Annotated in this window: 21 protein-coding genes and 4 pseudogenes; 15 read left to right on the plus strand and 10 right to left on the minus strand. The window is 68.7% G+C overall.

Translation table 11 applies throughout. The annotated features are described in order from the left end of the window. Positions 1–59: 59 nt before the first annotated feature. Entirely contained in the window at positions 60–1,556 is a 1,497-nt protein-coding gene (locus tag ACIPEK_RS26790; RefSeq protein WP_402000832.1) for an aldehyde dehydrogenase, read from the plus strand. Then, positions 1,553–2,287 (plus strand): gamma-glutamyl-gamma-aminobutyrate hydrolase family protein, encoded by a 735-nt coding sequence (locus ACIPEK_RS26795; RefSeq protein ID WP_402000835.1) that lies wholly within the window; start codon positions 1,553–1,555, stop codon positions 2,285–2,287. Before ACIPEK_RS26790 ends, ACIPEK_RS26795 begins: the two co-directional genes overlap by 4 nt. Positions 2,288–2,520: 233 nt before the next feature. Here the strand turns inward: ACIPEK_RS26795 and ACIPEK_RS26800 are convergent, their stop codons facing one another. Both ACIPEK_RS26800 and ACIPEK_RS26805 read right to left on the minus strand, forming a co-directional pair. Next, positions 2,521–3,093: a MarR family transcriptional regulator gene (locus ACIPEK_RS26800; protein WP_351254247.1), complete on the minus strand. Its 573-nt coding sequence runs from the start codon at positions 3,091–3,093 to the stop codon at positions 2,521–2,523. 147 nt (positions 3,094–3,240) lie between these two features. Then, complete coding sequence (locus ACIPEK_RS26805; RefSeq protein ID WP_402000838.1) at positions 3,241–3,462, minus strand: hypothetical protein; 222 nt, start codon at positions 3,460–3,462, stop codon at positions 3,241–3,243. A 386-nt stretch (positions 3,463–3,848) separates the two neighbouring features. Between ACIPEK_RS26805 and ACIPEK_RS26810 the strand changes: the two genes are divergently transcribed. The 5 genes and pseudogenes from ACIPEK_RS26810 to ACIPEK_RS26830 all read left to right on the plus strand — a co-directional run. Further along, a complete protein-coding gene (locus tag ACIPEK_RS26810; protein ID WP_402000841.1) occupies positions 3,849–5,195 on the plus strand; it encodes a discoidin domain-containing protein in 1,347 nt (448 codons plus the stop codon). Continuing rightward, the gene (locus ACIPEK_RS26815) at positions 5,195–6,493 is read left to right on the plus strand and encodes an MFS transporter (RefSeq protein WP_402000844.1); all 1,299 of its coding nucleotides are present in this window, start codon (positions 5,195–5,197) and stop codon (positions 6,491–6,493) included. The genes ACIPEK_RS26810 and ACIPEK_RS26815 overlap by 1 nt, the downstream gene beginning before the upstream one ends. Further along, positions 6,490–7,506 (plus strand): TolB family protein, encoded by a 1,017-nt coding sequence (locus tag ACIPEK_RS26820; protein WP_402000847.1) that lies wholly within the window; start codon positions 6,490–6,492, stop codon positions 7,504–7,506. The genes ACIPEK_RS26815 and ACIPEK_RS26820 overlap by 4 nt, the downstream gene beginning before the upstream one ends. A 315-nt stretch (positions 7,507–7,821) precedes the next feature. Then, positions 7,822–8,604, plus strand: coding sequence for an SAM-dependent methyltransferase (locus ACIPEK_RS26825; protein ID WP_402000850.1), 783 nt, complete (start codon positions 7,822–7,824; stop codon positions 8,602–8,604). A gap of 462 nt (positions 8,605–9,066) precedes the next feature. Next, positions 9,067–9,323, plus strand: a pseudogene (locus ACIPEK_RS26830) (hypothetical protein); the annotation flags it as partial. Between the two features lie 186 nt (positions 9,324–9,509). On the opposite strand, the gene ACIPEK_RS26835 reads toward ACIPEK_RS26830, so the two are convergent. Both ACIPEK_RS26835 and ACIPEK_RS26840 read right to left on the minus strand, forming a co-directional pair. Beyond that, a complete protein-coding gene (locus ACIPEK_RS26835) occupies positions 9,510–9,788 on the minus strand; it encodes a substrate-binding domain-containing protein (protein WP_402001119.1) in 279 nt (92 codons plus the stop codon). Continuing rightward, positions 9,787–9,918: pseudogene (locus ACIPEK_RS26840) on the minus strand (hypothetical protein); the annotation flags it as partial. The gene ACIPEK_RS26835 and the pseudogene ACIPEK_RS26840, both read right to left, overlap by 2 nt. Positions 9,919–10,142: 224 nt before the next feature. Between ACIPEK_RS26840 and ACIPEK_RS26845 the strand changes: the two are divergent. After that, positions 10,143–10,562 (plus strand): molybdopterin-binding protein, encoded by a 420-nt coding sequence (locus ACIPEK_RS26845; protein WP_402000853.1) that lies wholly within the window; start codon positions 10,143–10,145, stop codon positions 10,560–10,562. Here the strand turns inward: ACIPEK_RS26845 and ACIPEK_RS26850 are convergent. Continuing rightward, positions 10,552–11,070, minus strand: a complete 519-nt coding sequence (locus ACIPEK_RS26850) for a molybdopterin-dependent oxidoreductase (RefSeq protein WP_402000856.1) — start codon at positions 11,068–11,070, stop codon at positions 10,552–10,554. The two genes, ACIPEK_RS26845 and ACIPEK_RS26850, sit on opposite strands and share 11 nt — an antisense overlap. Before the next feature lie 284 nt (positions 11,071–11,354). Between ACIPEK_RS26850 and ACIPEK_RS26855 the strand changes: the two genes are divergently transcribed. Further along, positions 11,355–11,789: a DUF4158 domain-containing protein gene (locus tag ACIPEK_RS26855; protein WP_402000859.1), complete on the plus strand. Its 435-nt coding sequence runs from the start codon at positions 11,355–11,357 to the stop codon at positions 11,787–11,789. Here ACIPEK_RS26855 and ACIPEK_RS26860 read toward each other — a convergent pair. From ACIPEK_RS26860 to ACIPEK_RS26870, 3 genes and pseudogenes are all read right to left on the minus strand, one after another. Next, a pseudogene (locus ACIPEK_RS26860) lies at positions 11,673–12,032 on the minus strand (serine hydrolase); the annotation flags it as partial. The gene ACIPEK_RS26855 and the pseudogene ACIPEK_RS26860 sit on opposite strands and share 117 nt — an antisense overlap. 73 nt (positions 12,033–12,105) lie before the next feature. Further along, positions 12,106–12,582, minus strand: coding sequence for a Clp protease N-terminal domain-containing protein (locus ACIPEK_RS26865; protein ID WP_402000862.1), 477 nt, complete (start codon positions 12,580–12,582; stop codon positions 12,106–12,108). Beyond that, a complete protein-coding gene (locus ACIPEK_RS26870; protein ID WP_402000865.1) occupies positions 12,569–12,814 on the minus strand; it encodes a hypothetical protein in 246 nt (81 codons plus the stop codon). Before ACIPEK_RS26870 ends, ACIPEK_RS26865 begins: the two co-directional genes overlap by 14 nt. Before the next feature lie 227 nt (positions 12,815–13,041). Here ACIPEK_RS26870 and ACIPEK_RS26875 point away from each other — a divergent pair, with 227 nt between their 5' ends. The 4 genes from ACIPEK_RS26875 (at position 13,042) to ACIPEK_RS26890 (ending at position 16,178) form a co-directional block, all read left to right on the plus strand. Continuing rightward, positions 13,042–13,563 carry a recombinase family protein gene (locus ACIPEK_RS26875; protein WP_402000868.1) on the plus strand — a complete coding sequence of 174 codons (522 nt, stop codon included), beginning with the start codon at positions 13,042–13,044 and terminating at the stop codon, positions 13,561–13,563. Further along, on the plus strand, positions 13,560–14,315 hold the full coding sequence (locus ACIPEK_RS26880) for an SDR family NAD(P)-dependent oxidoreductase (RefSeq protein WP_402000871.1): 756 nt from the start codon (positions 13,560–13,562) through the stop codon (positions 14,313–14,315). The genes ACIPEK_RS26875 and ACIPEK_RS26880 overlap by 4 nt, the downstream gene beginning before the upstream one ends. Before the next feature lie 157 nt (positions 14,316–14,472). Beyond that, the gene (locus ACIPEK_RS26885; protein WP_402000874.1) at positions 14,473–15,351 is read left to right on the plus strand and encodes an ABC transporter substrate-binding protein; all 879 of its coding nucleotides are present in this window, start codon (positions 14,473–14,475) and stop codon (positions 15,349–15,351) included. Between the two features lie 95 nt (positions 15,352–15,446). Further along, positions 15,447–16,178: an SDR family oxidoreductase gene (locus ACIPEK_RS26890; protein WP_402000877.1), complete on the plus strand. Its 732-nt coding sequence runs from the start codon at positions 15,447–15,449 to the stop codon at positions 16,176–16,178. Between the two features lie 113 nt (positions 16,179–16,291). On the opposite strand, the gene ACIPEK_RS26895 is transcribed toward ACIPEK_RS26890, so the two are convergent. Further along, on the minus strand, positions 16,292–16,543 hold the full coding sequence (locus tag ACIPEK_RS26895; protein WP_402000880.1) for a hypothetical protein: 252 nt from the start codon (positions 16,541–16,543) through the stop codon (positions 16,292–16,294). A 764-nt stretch (positions 16,544–17,307) separates the two neighbouring features. Between ACIPEK_RS26895 and ACIPEK_RS26900 the strand changes: the two genes are divergently transcribed. Together ACIPEK_RS26900 and ACIPEK_RS26905 are read left to right on the plus strand one after the other, a co-directional pair. Further along, positions 17,308–17,526 carry a hypothetical protein gene (locus ACIPEK_RS26900; RefSeq protein ID WP_402000882.1) on the plus strand — a complete coding sequence of 73 codons (219 nt, stop codon included), beginning with the start codon at positions 17,308–17,310 and terminating at the stop codon, positions 17,524–17,526. Positions 17,527–17,541: 15 nt separating this feature from the next. Further along, positions 17,542–17,664 (plus strand): annotated as a pseudogene (locus tag ACIPEK_RS26905) (helix-turn-helix domain-containing protein); the annotation flags it as partial. A 16-nt stretch (positions 17,665–17,680) separates the two neighbouring features. Here ACIPEK_RS26905 and ACIPEK_RS26910 read toward each other — a convergent pair. Then, the gene (locus ACIPEK_RS26910) at positions 17,681–18,088 is read right to left on the minus strand and encodes a molybdopterin-binding protein (protein ID WP_402001122.1); all 408 of its coding nucleotides are present in this window, start codon (positions 18,086–18,088) and stop codon (positions 17,681–17,683) included. Between the last annotated feature and the right edge of the window lie 549 nt (positions 18,089–18,637).

An 18,637-nucleotide genomic window follows, 5' to 3' on the forward strand; every position in this document is an offset into this window, starting at 1 on the left:
CCTCCTCGGGATCATATCGTTTGGAATCAAATAAGCTAAGCCTGAGCTGGAGGTCCCCCATGCTGGATGTCACCCACGACGAGTGGTTGAGCCGCGCGAAGGAGCTGGTGCCGCAGCTGAGCGGCGCGCATCACATCGACGGCATGGACGAGCCCGGGGGAGGGGGGAGTTACGCAGCTGTCTCACCCCGCGACGGCCAGGTGCTCGCCGAGGTGGCCGACGCCACCGCCACCGAGGTGGACGCGGCCGTGGCGGCCGCGCGCCGGGCCTTCGACTCCGGCCCCTGGCCGCGCCTGGCGCCCACGGACCGCGGCCGCGTCCTGCTGCGGATCGCCGACCTGCTCCAGGAGCAGCGTGAGAGGCTCGCGCTCACCATCAGCCTGGAGATGGGCAAGCCCGTGACGGACGCGTACGACATCGAACTGCGCGCTGCGATCAACACCTTCCGCTGGTACGGGCAGTTGGCCGACAAGCTCACCGATGAGTCGCCGCACACGGCTCCGGACGCTCTCGCCCTGATCACCCGTGAACCGGCCGGGGTGGTCGGCGCGGTCGTGCCGTGGAACTTCCCGCTCACCCTCGCCTCGTGGAAGGTCGCCCCCGCACTCGCGGCGGGCTGCACCGTCGTACTGAAGCCGTCGGAGTCCTCGCCACTGTCCGCGCTGCTGCTCGGCCGCCTCGCCACCGAGGCAGGGCTCCCGCCGGGCGTCCTCAACGTCGTGACCGGCGACGGACCGACCGCCGGGCGTGCCCTGGGCCTGCACCCGGACGTGGACGTGCTGGCCTTCACCGGGTCCACGGCGGTCGGCCGCCACTTCCTGCGCTACGCCGCCGCCTCCAACCTCAAGCGGGTCTGGCTGGAGCTGGGCGGAAAGTCACCCAACATCATCCTCCCGGACGCCCCCGACCTGGACGGGGCCGCTTCCACCGCCGCCTGGGGCATCTTCTTCAATCAAGGCGAGATGTGCACCGCGCCCTCCCGACTCCTCGTGCACTCCTCGATCGCCGAACGCGTCACCGAGGCCGTCGTGGAGCGGGCCCGCACCCTGCGTGTCGGCGATCCGCTCGACCCGGCCACCGAGATGGGCGCCATGGTCGGCGAGGCCCATCTCGGCCGCGTACTGGACCACATCGCCACCGGCCTCGACGGCGGTGCGCGGCTGCGCGTCGGCGGCGGCCGTACTCTGGCCGAGAGCGGCGGCAGCTATCTGCAGCCGACGGTCTTCGACCAGGTCGACCCGGGCGCGCGGCTGGCCCGCGAGGAGATCTTCGGGCCTGTCCTGTCCGTCCTCGCCTTCGACGACCTCGACGAGGCGGTCGCTCTTGCCAACGCGACCGAGTACGGGCTTGCCGCCGGACTGTGGACCAGTGACCTGAGCACGGCCCACAAGGTGTCGCGTGCGTTGAAGGCCGGGACTGTGTGGGTGAACTGCTACGAGGAGGGTGATCTGACCGTCCCCTTCGGCGGAATGAAGCAGTCCGGCAACGGCCGCGACAAGTCCGCGCACGCCCTGGAGAAGTACACCGAACTCAAGACCACCTGGATTCAGCTGTGAGCCACGCGACCCCGCGTCCCTTGATCGCGGTCCCCGCCCGTTTCTCCGCCACCACATCCGCCCTGCGTTACACCGCTGAGGTCACTGCCCGCGCCCTGGTCGAGGCTGTCTGGCGGGCAGGCGGCGAACCCGCCGCCATCCACCCGTGTGCGCCCGACGGCGCCGCGGACCCCGCCGAAGTCGCCGCTCGCCTCGCCCGGTTCGACGGCGTCCTCCTGCCGGGCGGTGGCGACCTCGCCCCGCACCGCTACGGCGAAACGGACTTCCACGCCAGCGTCTACGACGTCGACGACGTCCAGGACGGCTTCGATATCGAAGTCGCCCGCCAGGCCCTGGACTCGAGGCTTCCGCTGCTTGCCGTCTGCCGCGGTCTCCAGGTGGTCAACACTGCACGCGGCGGCACCCTGTACCAGGACATGGGCGGCCCCGGGCGTGAGCACCGCCATGTCGTGCACCCGGTGGCCGTGCAACGCGGCACGCTCCTGGAACAGGCCACCGGCGCGGAGAAGATGGAGGCCTCCTGTTACCACCATCAGCACGTCGACCGCCTTGGCGAAGGCCTCACGGTCGCCGCCCGCGCAGCCGACGGCACCGTGGAGGCACTTGAACTCCCCGGGCTACAGGGCTGGTTCACCGCTGTCCAGTGGCACCCCGAGGACACTGCCCACCAGGACCCCGCTCAGCAGGGGCTCTTCGACGCTCTTGTACGCGCCGCCCGCCGGAGGCGCTGAGCGCCGCGCGGCATACGGCACACATGGCGAGGGTCGCAGCGGCCGGACTGTCCGGGCCTTCGTACGTGTCCCCCGGTGGACCTGGCGCCAGGCTTGCCCGGCCGGCATCGGGCCGAACGGGCGGCCGACCGTGCTGCCGCATCCGATGACGCGGAACCCCGCCCCGGTGATGGGTACGTGGTTGCAGCGCAGCAGGTCCTGCCTAACGGCCCGAGACCGTACCTGCTGGTGGCTCAAGCTTTCGGGCGGCGCCCGCTGCGGCGTCGCGCGGGCTCAGCCCCGTCGAGCAGGGCGAGGCGTCGTTCCTCACCGTGCTCCTCGACCTGGAGCACGACCCGCCGCAGCCCCTGCGCGACATTCCGGCATTCCTCGTCGCTGAGCTGCCCGGCGACGAACGCCTCCTCCTCATTGAACTGCGGAAACACCCGCTGCATCAGGGTCTCGCCCTCGTCGGTGAGCCGGAGCAGCACCAGCCTTCCGTCGGTGGGGTGGCTGTCGCGCTCGACCAGCCCCCGGGCCTCCAGTGTCCGTGCGACCCCCGTCAGCGTGCCCTTGGAAATGCCCGCCTCCTCTGCCACGTGGCGGGTCTCCGACTCCCCCCAGATCCAGATCACCCAGAGCACGACGAAGGCGGTCCAGGTCAGATCCGAGCCGCGCAGCACGGAGTTCTCCAGGTGCTGGCGGACAGCCGAGGCGGCGCGGTAGATGTTGGCCACCACGGCCATCTGCTCATGACGGATCGGTACACCGCCGAGCTTGGCCTCTACCAGCTTCTCGGCTTCGCTGATGGATCGCTGGCCGGTCACGGCACACTCCTTCGACGCCCGGGCGGCGCCATGGATCGACGGCATCGTTCGGATTCGAATTGTACGTGGGACAGGACCCGCAGGCGGTTCGTATGTGGCACGAGCGGGCAGGGCCGGCGGGTGCTGTCCCGAGAGCAACAGTCAGCATCACCTGTCCACCGGCGGATGCCGCCCACAGCGTCGCCGCGCCGCGGACGCGCACATGGCCACGCGCTGCAGGCGGCCGGTGAGCGTCCGCAGGTGTGCCCCCATCTCGGCCGGCTCCTGGATCTCGAACTCGAAGCCGAACGCGGCGATCCACACCACGAGATGGTCCAGGCGCTGGGAACCGTTGCGCAGGATGCGGGTGCGGTCATCGACCGGCTCCATCACCCCCGGGGACGGGGCACTTGGCCGGCCATCTGTCGAGCCGCCCTGCGCCGCCACGGCCCTGTGCGGCCGCCACGCCGACACGGTCATCGCCGGCCGGGTGCGGCTCATCCTCAGCGAGGCCGCTGCAGGGTCGGTAGCCGGATGCGCCGGGTGCTTAACGAGGTACGGAGCAAAGGGAGTTGGGGGACTGGTAGGAAAGTTTACTGTTCGCTAGCATTCCGGGCGGTGGCTTGGCGCGGTGTCTGACCCCCGTAGGCATGACGCGCTCAGTGAGAGCTCTGGCCCGGCCACCATGATGCCGCCTCCTGCCCGCACGAGGGTCGGGGTGCGAGGTCACGCACCAATGCCCAGCTCTCGCCACCCCCAAGGCCAGGAGTCCAGGGATGTACCTGAACGGTTCAGCTCCGCTCTTCACGCCCACGCGGCGCCGTACGGTAGGCGTGGTCATCGCCGCCGTACTCCTCCTCGTCGGAAGTCTGTTGCTCGCCTACCCCGACCGGGCCGACGCCGCCGCCGACCCCCTTATTTCGCAGGGCAAGCCCGCCACCGCCTCCTCCAGCGAAGCTTCCGGCCTCGGCCCGCAGAACGCCTTCGACGGCGACCCGGCCACCCGCTGGGCGAGCGCCGAGGTCGAGGACCCGCAGTGGATACGTGTCGACCTCGGTGCCACCGCCAACGTCACGCGGGTGGAGCTGAGTTGGGAGGCCGCGTACGCCAAGGCGTACCGGATCGAGATCTCCGCCGACGGCACCACTTGGACCCGGCTCGCCAACGAGACGGCCGGGAACGGCGGCACCGACGACTGGTCCGCCCTCTCCGGCAAGGGCCGCTACCTGCGCGTGTACGGCAGCGCGCGCGGTACTGCCTACGGCTACTCGCTGCACGAGGTCGAGGTGTACGGCATTCTCGACGGCGCGCCCCCGCAAACCGGTGCCTTCACCGTGGTCGCCGCCGGTGACATCGCCGCTCAGTGCACCGCCTCCGACAGTGACTGTGCCCACCCCAAGACTGCCGCACTGGCCCAGAAGCTCAATCCGAAGTTCTATCTGACGATGGGCGACAGTCAGTACGACGACGCCCGGATCGCCGACTTCCGCGCCTACTACGACAAGACCTGGGGTGCCTTCAAGGACAAGACGCATCCGGTACCGGGCAACCACGAGACGTACGATCCGGCCGGGTCGCTCGTCGGCTACAAGACGTATTTCGGGGCGATCGCATACCCCCAGGGCAAGAGCTACTACAGCTTCGACGAGGGCAATTGGCACTTCATCGCCCTCGACTCCAACTCCTTCGACCAGAGCGCCCAGATCGACTGGCTCAAGGCCGACCTCGCCAGGAACAGCAAGGCGTGCATCGCCGCCTACTGGCACCACCCGCTGTACTCCTCGGGCGGGCACGGCAACGACCCGGTCAGCAGGCCGGTCTGGAAGATCCTGTACGGGGCCAAGGCCGACCTTGTGCTCAACGGGCACGACCACCACTACGAGCGGTTCGCCCCACAGAGCCCCGACGGGAAGGCCACCACCGACGGAATCACCGAGATCGTCGGCGGCATGGGTGGCGCCGAGCCATACCCCATCGAGAACGTCCAGCCCAACAGCCAGAAGCGGATCAGCGGTGAATACGGCGTCCTGAAAATGGACTTCACCGACTCCGGCTACAGCTGGAGTTACGTCGGCACCGACGGCAAGACCAAGGACACCAGCCCGAAGTACGCCTGCCACTGATGTATCTGGCGACCACAGGCCGCCGGGACGCGCCGGCCCCGCCCCGCACCGGCGGGGCGGGGCGACGCGTCCCCGGCACCGTCCTGGCACTCGGCACGGTCAGCCTCGTCACCGACATTTCCTCCGAGATGGTCACCGCGGTGCTGCCGCTCTACCTCGTCCTCGGACTCGGTCTCTCACCTCTCCAATTCGGATTCCTGGACGGCTTGTTCAATGGCGCCGCCTCCGTCGTGCGGCTGCTCGGCGGGCACGCCGCCGACCGCGGCGGCCGGCACAAACGGGTCGCGGGCATCGGCTACGTCCTCTCCGCCTGCTCCCGGCTCGGCCTGCTGCTCGCGGGCGGTGCCACCGCCGGGATCGCGACCGCCCTGGCCACTGACCGGGTCGGCAAGGGCATCCGAACGGCGCCCCGTGACGCGCTGATCACCCTGAGCAGCCGACCCGAGGCGCTCGGCCGGTCCTTCGGCGTGCACCGGGCGATGGACACCACGGGTGCCCTGCTCGGCCCGCTCGCCGCGTTCGCCCTGCTCTGGGCGACCGCCGACGCCTACGACGCGGTGTTCGTCGTCAGCTTCTGCGTCGGCCTGCTCGGGGTACTGATCCTCGTCCTGTACGTTCCCGGGGATCACCCGGCACCACCCACGAAATCGACTCCCCGTACACGAAAGACATTTGGGGCACTGCGTGATCCCGCCTTCCGGCGGATTCTCGGAGCCGCCGCCCTGCTGGGTGCCGCCACCGTCGGTGACGCCTTCGTCTACCTCCTGCTCCAGCGCTGCCTCGGCCTCTCCGTCGGCTGGTTCCCGCTGCTGCCGCTGGGCGCGGCGGCGTGCTATTTGCTGCTCGCGGTCCCGGCGGGCCGGATCGCGGACCGGTTCGGCCGACGGCTGCCGTTCCTGTACGGACATGTCGCGCTACTCGGCGTGTACGCCACGCTCCTCGCCCCGACCGGCGGCCCGGCCCCGCTTCTCCTTGTGCCCGTCCTCGTGCTGCTGGGCGTCTTCTACGCCACCACCGACGGGGTGCTGATGGCCCTGGCCGGACCAGTGCTGCCCGCCGACGGCAGGGCGGGGGGACTTGCCCTGCTCCAGACCGGTCAGGCGTTGGCCCGGATGCTCGCTGCCGCGGGCTTCGGCGCGGCGTGGACGGTGTGGGGGCCACGCCCCGCGCTGTGGGCGGCGATATCGGCTCTGCTCGCTGCGCTCGCGGGCGGCTGGGCACTGCTGCCGCGCGACCAGTCCGGCACCCCGGCCTCCGGGGGGCCGGGAGCCCCGATTCCCGAAAGGCGGACCGCATGAGTGCCAGGTTCAAAAGACCCGCGACCCCGCTCGGCCCACGGGCCCGTATCGCCGTGGTGGTGGCCGCGGTGCTACTCCTCGCGGGCGGCTCCGTCTGGTACGCCCTGCGCGCGGAACAGCGGTCGGAGGGGCAACGAGCCGACGCGGACGTCTCGTTCACTCTCGGTGGGCCCGCGCTGTACTTCCGGGACACGGTCACGGGACGCGTCGCGCATCAGCCGCTCGCCGGAACCCCCGGCGCCCGCACCACCGGCGGCCCGGCCTGTGACCGGTTCTACGCCTCAGGCGGTACCGCGCTCTGCCTGCGCGCCGAGCCCGGGGTGCTGCCGAAGACATACGCAATCGTTCTCGACCGGCAGTTGCGCGAGGTGCGCCGGATCACCGTGCCGGGCGTTCCCACTCGTGCCCGCGTCTCCGCCTCCGGGCGGATGCTGTCCTGGACAGTGTTCGCCACCGGTGACTCCTACGCCACCACCGCCTTCTCCACGCGGACCGCCGTCCTCGACCTGCGCACCGGCTACCTCATCAAGTCCATGGAGGAGATCCCCCTCACCATCGACGGTGTCCGCCACCACGCTCCCGACGTCAACTACTGGGGGGTGACCTTCGCCCGCGACGACAACCGCTTCTACGCGACCGTCTCCACCAAGGGCCGCACCTACCTTGTCGAGGGGAACATGAGGGACTGGTCGGCGAAGGCACTGCGGCAGAATGCCGAGTGCCCCTCGCTGTCGCCCGATAACACCCGGATCGCCTTTAAGAAGAAGGTTTCCGACGACCCGGCCGCGCCCTGGCGGCTGTATGTCCTCGACCTGCGGACCATGCGTGAGACGCCGCTCGCCGAGACACGCAGCGTCGACGACCAGGCTGCCTGGCTGGACGACGGCACGGTCGCCTACGCGCTGCCGGGCGCGGCCGGCCGGGCGAGCGACATCTGGACCGTCCCCGCAGACGGCACCGGGGCACCCCGCGTGGCCGCGGCGGGCGGATCGTCACCGGTGGCGGTGGGCTGAGCGAGACGGCCCGGGCCGGAAGCATCCCACCCGGCAGGGCTGCCGTCGTCCCTGCCGAGCGGTACACCGGAGTCGTGGTTTCGAGGGCCGGCGGACTCCAGCTCGGAGGCTGTTTTCTCCATTCTGCATCTACCGACCATTACTGCTTCAGGACCATTTCAGAGCGCTGTTCCGCTCTGACGTGCACCGCCCCGCTCGGATCGAGGTGAGTCTCTTCTTCGTGATCTACATGCCGAATGCGGTCGCGAGCCGTTGCCGCCTGACAGGCCGCCGCAACGGCGTGAGGCGTTAACAACCGTGATAGAAGAGGGTGTTATGAAACACGAGGAATACAACGCAGACCAATTCCACAGCGCTGTTCCGCACTCAGCCCGCGTCTGGAACTACTGGATCGGCGGCGAGGACCACTACCCAGCGGACCGGGAGCTGGGAGATCAAGTAATCGCGAGCTACCCCCAGACGCGGGAACTTGCCCTGGCGTCACGGACCTTTCAGGCGCGTGCGGTGCGGTATCTGGCCGAAGCGGGAATATCCCAGTTCCTTGACATCGGGACCGGGCTTCCCGTGCAAAACAGCACGCATGAGGTCGCGCAGAGCGTCGAGCCGAAGGCTCGCATCGTGTACGTCGACAACGACCCGCTCGTATTGGCACACGCCCGCGCCTTGCTGACAAGTGCACCAGACGGGATGACTGACTACGTGCACGCGGACATGCTGGAAGCCAAGCAGGTGCTCCAGGAAGCGGCGCGCACCCTGGACATGACACGGCCCGTGGCCGTGATGGTGCTGTCCACACTGGGACACCTCCAGCCCCAGGCCGGCATCGACCTCATGCACCAGTACATGGCCGGCACAGTGACAGGCAGCTGTCTGGTCCTCTGCGACACGGTCGCCACGCCCCAGACGCTGGCTGCGCAGCAGGCTTACGCGGCGGGCGACACTCCGCCATACCTGGTGCGCCAGCCGGAGGAGATCCTCGCGAGCGCCGACGGGATGGAGTTGGTCGAGCCCGGATTCGGGTCGATCACCCTCTGGCGAGCGGACGAAGAGGACCTCGAACCGGTCGACCAGTGGGGATTCGTCGCGCGCAAGGTGTAGAAGTCGGCGACTGCACCGGTCGATGCACTGAGCCCACGTTCGCATGTGGCTGTCCGAAGCGGTCACTGCATGCTTCAGCGCGCACACGGCGTCGCTCGGCGACCCCCGCCCGGTGCGTGCCGTCGTAGGCCGAGCCGGTGTTCCGGCACGCACAGGATCTTGGCCATGGCGGCGGCTCCTGATCCTTTGTTGCGGGAAGGAGCCGTTCACGGTCCTCACCCGGGCCGCGCGTGGTCGAGGCGGACGCATCTATGTGCCGATAGACGGCAACTATGCGCGCTCTCAGTGCTGTTGACCGAGGTGGGTGGCCACAAGGCCGTCGAGGGCCGCCCGTACGCGTACGGTGCGTGCGACTAGACCCACGCACGGCCCCGGCGTCGGCCCGGTCACCGCCGACCGCAGCCCCCAACATGTGTGGCCAGGCGTGGGAGATGACGCAGAACCAGCGACCCCCGGCCAGGTGTGCGTACGGGCCGGCGCGACGGAGTCGGTCTCGATGGCGAGGGTGACGGTGGCGCCTTGAAGCTGTCGCTGCTCGTCTCCGCCTGGGCGCTCGGCCTCTCCCTCGTCCTCCTCGTCCTCGGCGTCCCGCCGGCCTGGCTGCTGGCCCGCATCGACTTCCCCGGCAAGGCATTCGTCCGCTCCCTCGTCCTCCTGCCGATGGCCTGCTGCCCACTGTCGGCGGCGTCGCCCCCCTCCTCGCCTTCGGCCGCCGCGGCCGCGGGCGAGGATCCCGATCAGTGGCAGCATCAGGACGGCGATGGCCAGCAGTGCGGGGATCGCCAAGGCGACAGGTGCGCGGGGCGCGGCTGCGGAGGCGTCTCATCGAAGATCCCTGATGCGCGAAGTACCTGTGAGGGCCGCCCGGTCCGGGGGAGCGGGCGGCCCTCACAGGTGGAAACCGGCTACGGCTGTTGGAAGCCGGCGTCCTGGAGGATCTTCTGGGCGTCAGGGGTGGACAGCCACTTCACGAACGCGGTCGCGGCCTCGGTGTTCTTGGAGGTCTTCAGGGTCGCCGCTTGACGGCGGTGACGATGCCGGGGAAGGCGTTGCGGGCCGGCGCGTACGACGCGTCGTCTTCGTCGTGCCGCCCCGGGCCACCTCGATGGAGAACGCGGCCGGGTCCCGGCCGTCGATGAGGCGGCGCCCGCTCTCCTCGCGGTGGGTCGCGACCCGCCCGGCATCCGCCCAGCGGCGGGCTGTGTCGGGACTGACACCGAGCAGACGTGCGGCCTGTCCGATCGTGTAGGACTGCATATGCGACAGATTGGGGGATGTAGGCTCGCAATCACAATCTGTAATGCGAAACTCCATAGCAGATGCGTGGTTATTCGGAGGAAGACCCAAAGCTCCTGTGGGCGGGACTCGCCGTCCCGAGGTGCAGGTCGCGAACCCGTCTCCGGTTCGCCAGGCGGCTCGCCGGGATCGCCCTCGCGCCTGCGGCAGCTGTTCCGGTCGGCAATGTGACGGATGTCTACAGTGAAGACATCGGGTCAGGAAATATCTGGTATTCCACCCCGGATTGGAGGCGCTTCTTCATGAGCCTGAGCATCCGCAATCAGATCCCCGGAATCGTCACCGCCGTCAAGGCCGGCGAGGTGATGGCCACCGTGAAGGTCCGTTTGACGGGCGGTCAGGAGATCACGGCCGCGATCACGCTCGAAGCCGTCAGAGAACTCGGTTTCGCCGAGGGGTCCTCGGTGCGCACGCTGATCAAGTCCACAGAGGTGTCTGTGTCCACGGCTGCCGTCGAGGGGCTGAGCATCCGCAACCAGATTCCCGGCACTGTCACCGATGTCGTCATCGGGGGTGCCATGGCGAGCGTCAAGATCTCCGTCGAGGGCGGCGAGCTGACTGCCGCGATCACCAAGGACGCGGTCGCCGATCTGCAGCTCGCGTCCGGGGCGTCCGTCGTCGCGCTGATCAAGTCGACGGAGATTTCCCTGGCTACGGTCTGATCTTCGGGCGGGAGGAGATTTCGTTCTCATCGGGAGCTGTCCACGCCCCGACCCATAATTGTGTGATGGCGCTGATGTAGCGGGCGCCGCAGCGGTCGGCGGGAACCACGAGCTGGCTACCGACCGCGTCCAGTTCCTGATTGTCCATCCGCGTGGCGAGCAGGACAGGGACGTTGCCGAAGTCGGCGTCGATCTCCGCCCAGGACAGCACCGTGTGGTGGCCGTCACCGCTGGTGACAGCCAGCAGGAAACGGGAACGGTCCTTGCGTCGTTGCGGGTCGAAGGCAGGGCCGGCATTCAGGATCACCTCGCGCAGCAGTGGACCTTCGAAGCTGTGGCGCTGCAGGCCGCTGGTGGCACAGTCGAAGGCAACCTCGGTTCGGTGCTGCTCCCATCCTTCCCGCAGGTCCCGCACCGTCAGTGTGGCCGGCCGGTCGACATCCCCGCGCAGGGCGAGAGAAGTGGTACGTACACGAGGTGTGCGGGGTGGCGGGCTGAGTCGGTTCATCGGATTCCCCAGGTCGGACGGCCCGCAGGGCGGCTGCCAGAAGATATGCCCCGCCATCTGCTCATGGAATCGCAACTATGAGGCAATATCCGTTTGCAGCCTCGCTTTTGTGAGGCCCTGTCGAGATGCTCTGTGGCATCCTCCGGTCAACCGCTCACGGATCGCCCGGCCCGGGCACGTGCGTGCGCCGGGTAGCTTCTGGGGTACCTCGGGCTGCGGTTTCCCTGCTGTGGTCTGTCCCGTTGGGCCGAATGAGTGGGGTCCGCGGCAAGGAAGGGCGGGGCATGCGGCAGGAGTGGTCACCGGAAGACGTGGTGGCGTGCTGGACGCTGGTGGACGGCGACTGGGCCCTGGTGGCCAACAAGAGCGGCCCGAGGCGGCTCGGCTCCGCCCGGACTCTGAAGTTCTTCGAGCAGGAGGGCCGGTTCCCGGAGTTCGTCGAGGAGATTCCGCAGGCCACGGTCGAGTACGTCGCGGAACTGGTGAGGGTGCCGTCCGCGGAGTTCACGAAGTACGCGTTCACCGGCCGGACCGAGGCTCAGCAGCAGCATCCTGATGGCCACCCTGCCGCCGTCGTGGTTGTGGCCGCGGACTACGCCGGGCAGCCACTGTTCCACTGTGTCGTCCGGACTCAGCCTGCCTTCGGCCGCCAGTTGCAGCATCACGGTGGCCACGAACGTCTTGCTGATGCTGCCGATGCGGAACCGGTCTTCCGGTGAGCGCTTGCGGCCGGTTGCGGTGTCGGCCGCCCCTGCTGTGCCGAACCACCGCTGATCGCCGTCGCAGATCTCGGCAAGGATGCCGGGAAGGCCGCCTTGAGCCACCACCTGGTCGAGTACGCGCTGGATCGCTGGGTGACCGTCGACCACTGAGATCGGTGCAGGTGCAGACACGGTGCCCGCGGCCTTGGCCGCTGAGGCGCCCGGCTGGCCGCCGTCTGTGTGAGCGGAGTGTTGGTGCATGCGGGGACCTCTCCTTGTCGGTGGGCTGAGCCGGACATGGCCGCGCGGACCCGGTGTCAGCCGTCCCTGATGGTCAGTCGTCCTCGTTGCTGAGTGCCTGCCGTACGTGGTCCACCAATTCGGCCTGATCGACGTCAGCCAGGGCGAGAGCGCGTGGCACGGTGCCGACCTGAGCCTGCAGGATCCCGAGCAGCAGATGCGTCGGCCGCAGTTCCTTCTTGCGGACGGAGGAGAAGCTTCGTTGCAGCGCGAGCTTGGCGGACGCGCCCATCTTGGGTTGCTCGGAAGCATGGCTCGGCCGGGGAAGGTCATAGGTCGCCGGAGACACTCCGATTGTGCGCAGGCTGTGCTCGAACTCCCGGTCCAGTGCGTCGCGGACGGCTCTGTGATCGAGTCCGGCCGAGGCCAGGATCTGATGTGCGACGGCCCCCTGCTCGGCGGCGATCGACAACAGGAGATGGTGGGCCTCGATCGTCGCCGATCCATCCTCGCGGGCTTCGTGTGTCGCCCGCACGATGACCGCGTGCAGATACTTGTCAAACGCGGTCATCGGCGCGCCTCTTCAGCTTGACTCCGGCGGTGATGAGCCTCTTGGCGTGCTTCTTGTGGACGGCTTGGCGTGTGACACCGAGCGCCTCGGCTACCTGCGGCCAGCTCCAGCCTGCTCGCATGGCCTGCTCGACTGCGGCGTCCTCCAGTTGATCAGCAAGGCGCCGCAACGCCGCGACGGCCGCCAGGGCGTCAGCTGACTCTTGGGGAACGGGACTCTCAGCGGCAGGCATGCAAGCAAGTAACCATAGTTGACTATTGGAGGTAGTCAATGCGAGTTGCTCATCGTTGTGGCAGGGGTGGTGGGCGATGCCGGGCACCCGTGATCACGGGCCGGGGTGTCGAGAGATGAACGTCTGCCGACACTCGTCCCCGTGATCACGAACCCGCAGATGGGCGGTGTCGGCAACCCGCGTCGGAAATCAACGTCGGAGAACGGTGCTTGGGGTAGTTTCCGACAGTGCATATCGGCTACTGCCGCATCTCGGCGGCCGACCAGAGCCCTGATCAGCAGATCGACGCCCTGCTGCGGGCCGGCGTCGACCGCGACAACATCCACGTCGACACCGCGAGCGGCGCGAAGGCGTCCCGCCCGAAGCCCGACCTCGTCATGCAACTGCTGTGCGAGGGCGACACTCTGAAGGTCACCCGCCTCGACCGGCGCTCCCGCCCCGTGCTGCACGTTATCGAACAGGGCATCGACACCTCCACCATGGAGGGTCGGGCCCGGGACGGGCACCGACGGGGACTGCCGCAGGCGCCGTCTGAGCTGCTGAGTGAGATCACCCGCGGCGCGTTGGAGCGGGTGCTCTCCTCGCGGTTGCCGCGCGAACTCGACTTGACCGCCGCCGATCTGCCGCGGGCGACCGTCGACACTGTGCTCCACGGGGCGATCCGCTCAGCACACCCCGGCATCGACGTTGAACAACTCCGGGCGGTCATGCCGACGGCCCGCGATGATGAACAGGAGGTGGGTCCGTGACCGGGGCAACCGGCAGGGTGGCGTTGGTGACGGGGGCCAGCAGCGGAATCGGTGCGGCCACCGCGCGCCTTCTGGCCGCGCGAGGGATGCGCGTGGTGGTCAACTACCTCCGCAGCGGCACGGCAGCCGAAGAGGTCGTGGCCGGCATCGAGGCCGCAGGCGGCCAGGCCATGGCCGTGCAGGCCGACGTGCGCGAGGCAGCGGCGGTCGAGAGCATGATTGAGCAGGTCCAGGCGGCATGGGGCGGCATCGACGTGCTCGTGCACAACGCGCTCACCCCGTATGTGATCAAGCCGTTCCAGGACATGACGTGGGAAGAACTGGGCGGCAAGCTCGACGACGAGATGCGTGCGGCGTTCGCGGTCACCAAAGCCGTCCTGCCTGCCATGACCGAACAGGGCTGGGGACGCATCATCTATCTCGGTACCGGGCTCGGCCGTCGGCCCCGGGAGGGCATGATCGCACTGGGCACGGCCAAGGCCGCACTGGCGCAGTTCGCCCGGTACCTCGCCCAGGAACTGGGCCCGCGGGGCATCACGGTCAACATCGTCGAGCCCGGCCCGGTGGAGGACACCCGCATGGCGCATGTGCTGGACGAGGAGCACAAGCAGCGGCAGGTGGCCGCTACCCCCCTGGGCCGCCTGGCACACCCGGGCGACGTCGCCCAAGCGGTCGCCTTCTATGCCGGCGAGGACAACGCCTTCATGACCGGCACCACGGCCGCGGTCAACGGTGGGATGGCCATGTACTGACGCCCCGCTGTCCTCCGTATACGGGGCCATACCGCCCCGGTGCAGCCGACGGCCGGACCGCATCCGGCACACCGTCACCTCAGCACCATGGGCCGCAGCGGCCGGGCCCGCGGCACGCGCGGGCGCACGGCGGTGACACGATCAAGGGAAACCGTTCATGTACACGATCGATCTCGCCTACGTCGGGCGGGGCCTGCACGAGGAACTGGTCGCCTACATTGCCGACCAGCAGGGCTACTACGCCGACGAGGGAGTCCACGTCGCGCTGCGCGACGGCTGCTCCTGGGACGAGGAGCGGCTGCGCCACGGCGCCACCATCGGGCTCGGCCGGGCGCTGCTGTCCCGACTGGTCAACGGCATCCCCTGGGTCGCACTCAACGTCAACACCCACCGCCCGCTGTTCTGGTTCCTCGCCCGCCCCGGCCTGACCTCCCTGGCCGACCTGGCCGGCCGACGGCTGGCGGTGCACGCCCCCCACACCGCACCCGGGTGCTTCGCCCGGATCGTACTGCGCCAGGCCGGCCTCGACCCGGACCGCGACATCCACACCATCGTCCGCCCACCCGGCGACTACGGCATGGACCTGCGCCGGCTGCACGACGGCAGGATCGACGCCGCCCTGGTCGGCAGCACCATGGCACCGGAGGCGATGGCCGCCGAGCACGGCTGGCAGGTGCTGGCCTGGGTCGGCGACCACTTCCAGATCCCCACCGTGGGTGTGGCCGTCGACCCCACCTGCATCCACCCGGACGGCCCCGCGGTCCAGGCCGTCGTACGAGCCCACCGGCGCGCCCTGCAGGTGATCCACAACGAACCCGACACCACGGTGCGGCACATCCAGACGTTCCTCGGCCGACACACCGCAGACGAAGCCCGAGCCCACTTCGAGACGTTCATCGCACCGTATTTCACCACCGACGGCCAAGCCGACCTCGCCGTCGGCGCCACCGCGATCACCGCGGTCGCCGCCGAACTCGGCGTTCCCGCCACCGTCACCGCAGCCGAGTTCTACCGCACCGCAACCAGCACACCCTAGGAGCCCGGCGACGCCGAGGCGCCGCCGTTATCCAGGCAATTCAGAGCCTCATAAGGCGTATATGGGGCGCCAATCATCGAAAGAAGGCGCGTGCCATGAAGTTCGCAGTCATTGGCGGAACCGGGCTGATCGGGTCACGGGTCGTGGAGAACCTCAACGCGGCCGGGCACCAAGCCGTACCGCACTCCCTGTCCACAGGCGTGGACATCATCACTGGCCAGGGGCTGGAGGCGGCCGTGGCGGGCGCCGACGTCGTCATCAACCTGACGAATTCCCCGACCTTCGACGACGCCTCGCTCGCCTTCTTCCAGACCTCGATGGACAACCTTCTTGCCGCGAGCGAGGAGGGCGGGGTCAGGCACTTCGTCATCCTCTCGATCGTCGGCGCAGACCAAGTGCCCGATCTGGATTACTACCGGGCGAAGGTGCTTCAGGAAGACATCCTCAAGGCCGGGCCGATCCCGTATTCCATCGTCCGCGCCACGCAGTTCATGGAGTTCATGGACGCGACCCTGTCCATGACCACCTACGGCGACATCGTCCGCCTGCCACGCACGCCCATCCAGCCGATCGCCGCCGCGGATGTCTCCGCCATTGTCGCCGAAGTCGCCGCAGGCAGCCCTCTGAACGGTGTCGTCAACATCGCAGGACCCGACGTCCATCCCCTCGACGAACTCGGTCGTCTCACGCTGACCGCCAAGAGCGACGGGCGCTCTGTCGTCACCGATGACACCGCCGGCATGTTCGCCGCCGTCCACGGCGACGTCCTCACCGCCCGAAGCGATGCCCGCATTGCCACCACCCGCTACACCGACTGGCTCTCCTGAACCAGCCCCTCCAGCGGAATCACCGAGTGGGTCGGACAGGACGGATCGCTCACCAGGACAGACACGGCCGGGACACCTTCGGGCGTCCCGGCTGCTTCATGAACAAGGGGCTTTCAGAACACGGCACCGGCATTCCCGCCCTCGCAGCTCGCCAGGGGATCGGGCGCTATCGGAGCACCGATCAGTGGCGTCCGAACCGCACGCAGCACCTCAAGACCGCCCACGAAGAGACGCCCGCGGCCGCTGGGCCGGCCTCCTGCTCCACGCGCTCCCTCAGCGATCAGCCGGGTGATGACCCGTGCCACGGGCAACGTCAGGTCCGACGCGAAGGTGAAGTCCTCGACCTGCTTCTCGACGCTGTCCATGCCGGTCCGAGGCCCCGCTGACAACCACCGCTCTGGTCAGCGGGGCAGGGCCTATGAGATGCCCGACAAGGCTTCTCGTAAACGGTCCTTTACCCGAGCAAGATCGATCAGAGGCCGGGAGACCCCCGAAGGCCCCGGATCGGTTCGCACAACTCGTTCTCACTCAGAACCGGGTCGCACCCTTTTCTGAGAACTGCATCGTGCGAAGAACCGGGGTCATGACGGACCCTCAAGAGCCTTCGCCGCCAGACACGGACGACGTCGAGCGCCACCCCTGACTGCGGTGCGGTGCGATGCCGAGCCCGGCTCGCCGTGCGGCTCGCGCGGCGGCGCGGTCGCCGGCACCCACACCTCAGGATCAACCAAGAGATGTATTGGTTACTTGGCCTGGCATTTACGATGACTCGATTCGCAGCCACCTCGTGAATATGACCACGAGCGCCGATGGAACGTTGCTGCGCGCCGCACTCCACGCCTGCGGCCTGCCGGGCGTGGGCCCATACCAGGTCGTCGCGGCACGGTTCACTTACGATGAGGACGGACGCGGAGCAGCCGAGCCCTGGCCGAAGCCCTGCGCCACCACCCCGACCAGCCGTTCGCTGTCAGCCTGCTCGCGGAAAGGGAGGCCGCGGCCGTCGTCCACGGCAAACCGGGCGAGGGAGGAAACCAGCTGGACACTGCTGCACGCGTGCCACCCCAGAGCGGCGCTCCACGACGGTGTGGGGGCAGTAGCCACTGGGCCTGAGGGCCTCCATGGCAGTCTCGTGCAGGCCCGCTATGCCCTGAACGCGCCCCGCACGACAGCACCTGCGGCAACCCGGCTGTCCTCGGTGGACGACCTCACCACCCTGAACGCGATCCTTGCCGACGTGCGCGAGGTCCGCAGCGCCCGCACCCTGGGACCGCTGATGGACAGGCACAGCGCCTGGCAGCAGGTGCTGCTGGAGACCCTTGAAGTCTTTCCCGCGCACAACGGCTCCTGAGTACGCACCACCGAAGCCCTGCGCCTGCACGTCAACACGGTGCACTACCGTGTCCGGCGCATCGAGCTGCTCACCGGCCGGGACCTGTCGCGCCTCGACCACGAACTCGACCTGCAGGCTGCACTGCTGTGCCGCTGACCGAAGTGGTCCCGGTTCAGTTCTGGCTGCCCAGCCGATCGATGTGCACGTTCGTCGACTTCACCCGCGCCGTTGCCATGACCCCGACCTCAAGGCCGAGCTCGTCTACTGACTCGCGGCTGATCAGCGACACCAGCCGGTGCGGCCCGGACTGGATCTCCACCTGAGCCACGATGTCGTCGACCTTTACGGCGGTGACGATCCCGGCGAATGAGTTCCGCACCGACGTCAGCACCTCACCGGGCACCGGATGCAGACCTGCGGCGCGCTCTTTGGCGAATGCCGCCAGACTCACACCGTGGATCACCCGGTTCCCCGACCCGCCCCTGTCCATCGCGAGGAGGCCACCGTCGGCCCAACGGCGAACGGTCTCGGGACTCACAGCCAACAGCTCCGCTGCCTGGCCAATGCTGTACGAAGGCACCTGGGCACTGTAGGCCAATGCGGGGTTCACCAGCGCACCGGCTCTGCTTGCCAGGCCGGACGCCAGCCGCTCCCCTCGCGTATGAGCCCGCGTCGCCCACCGTCCGGACCAGCGACGCCACCGACGCGCCGACGCCGGTGGATGTGCCTCCCGGCCACCCTCGCGAAGACTCCTGCGCAACCCGAACGACAGATCGCGCCGGCAGCACAGTTGCTACCCGGGGCAAGAGCTCCACGCCGGACGCCGAGTCGAACGAGCCGCCCAGGCCTCAAAATCATCTCGCGGCGAGTTTCTGGTGTATCCGGGTCATGCCCCGTAGCGGCTTGAGCTGCGCATGAACGGCTGGAGATCCTCGGCGCGGGGCTCAGGGATTTCCGGCAGCGACGGCGAGTTCGCAGCCTTCGAGCCACCGCCGTCGCCACCCCCGCTCCCTGTCCGACAGATCTCACGCCCCCGTGCCGACCCTACCGAGCGGGCACCTGCGGAGTTCCCCCGACCACTTTGAGGTACGGCGAATCCCGGCCAGATCGGCATGTGTGTCAGCTCCAC

The organism is Streptomyces sp. NPDC088246 (genome assembly GCF_044741025.1).
GTDB lineage: Bacteria > Actinomycetota > Actinomycetes > Streptomycetales > Streptomycetaceae > Streptomyces.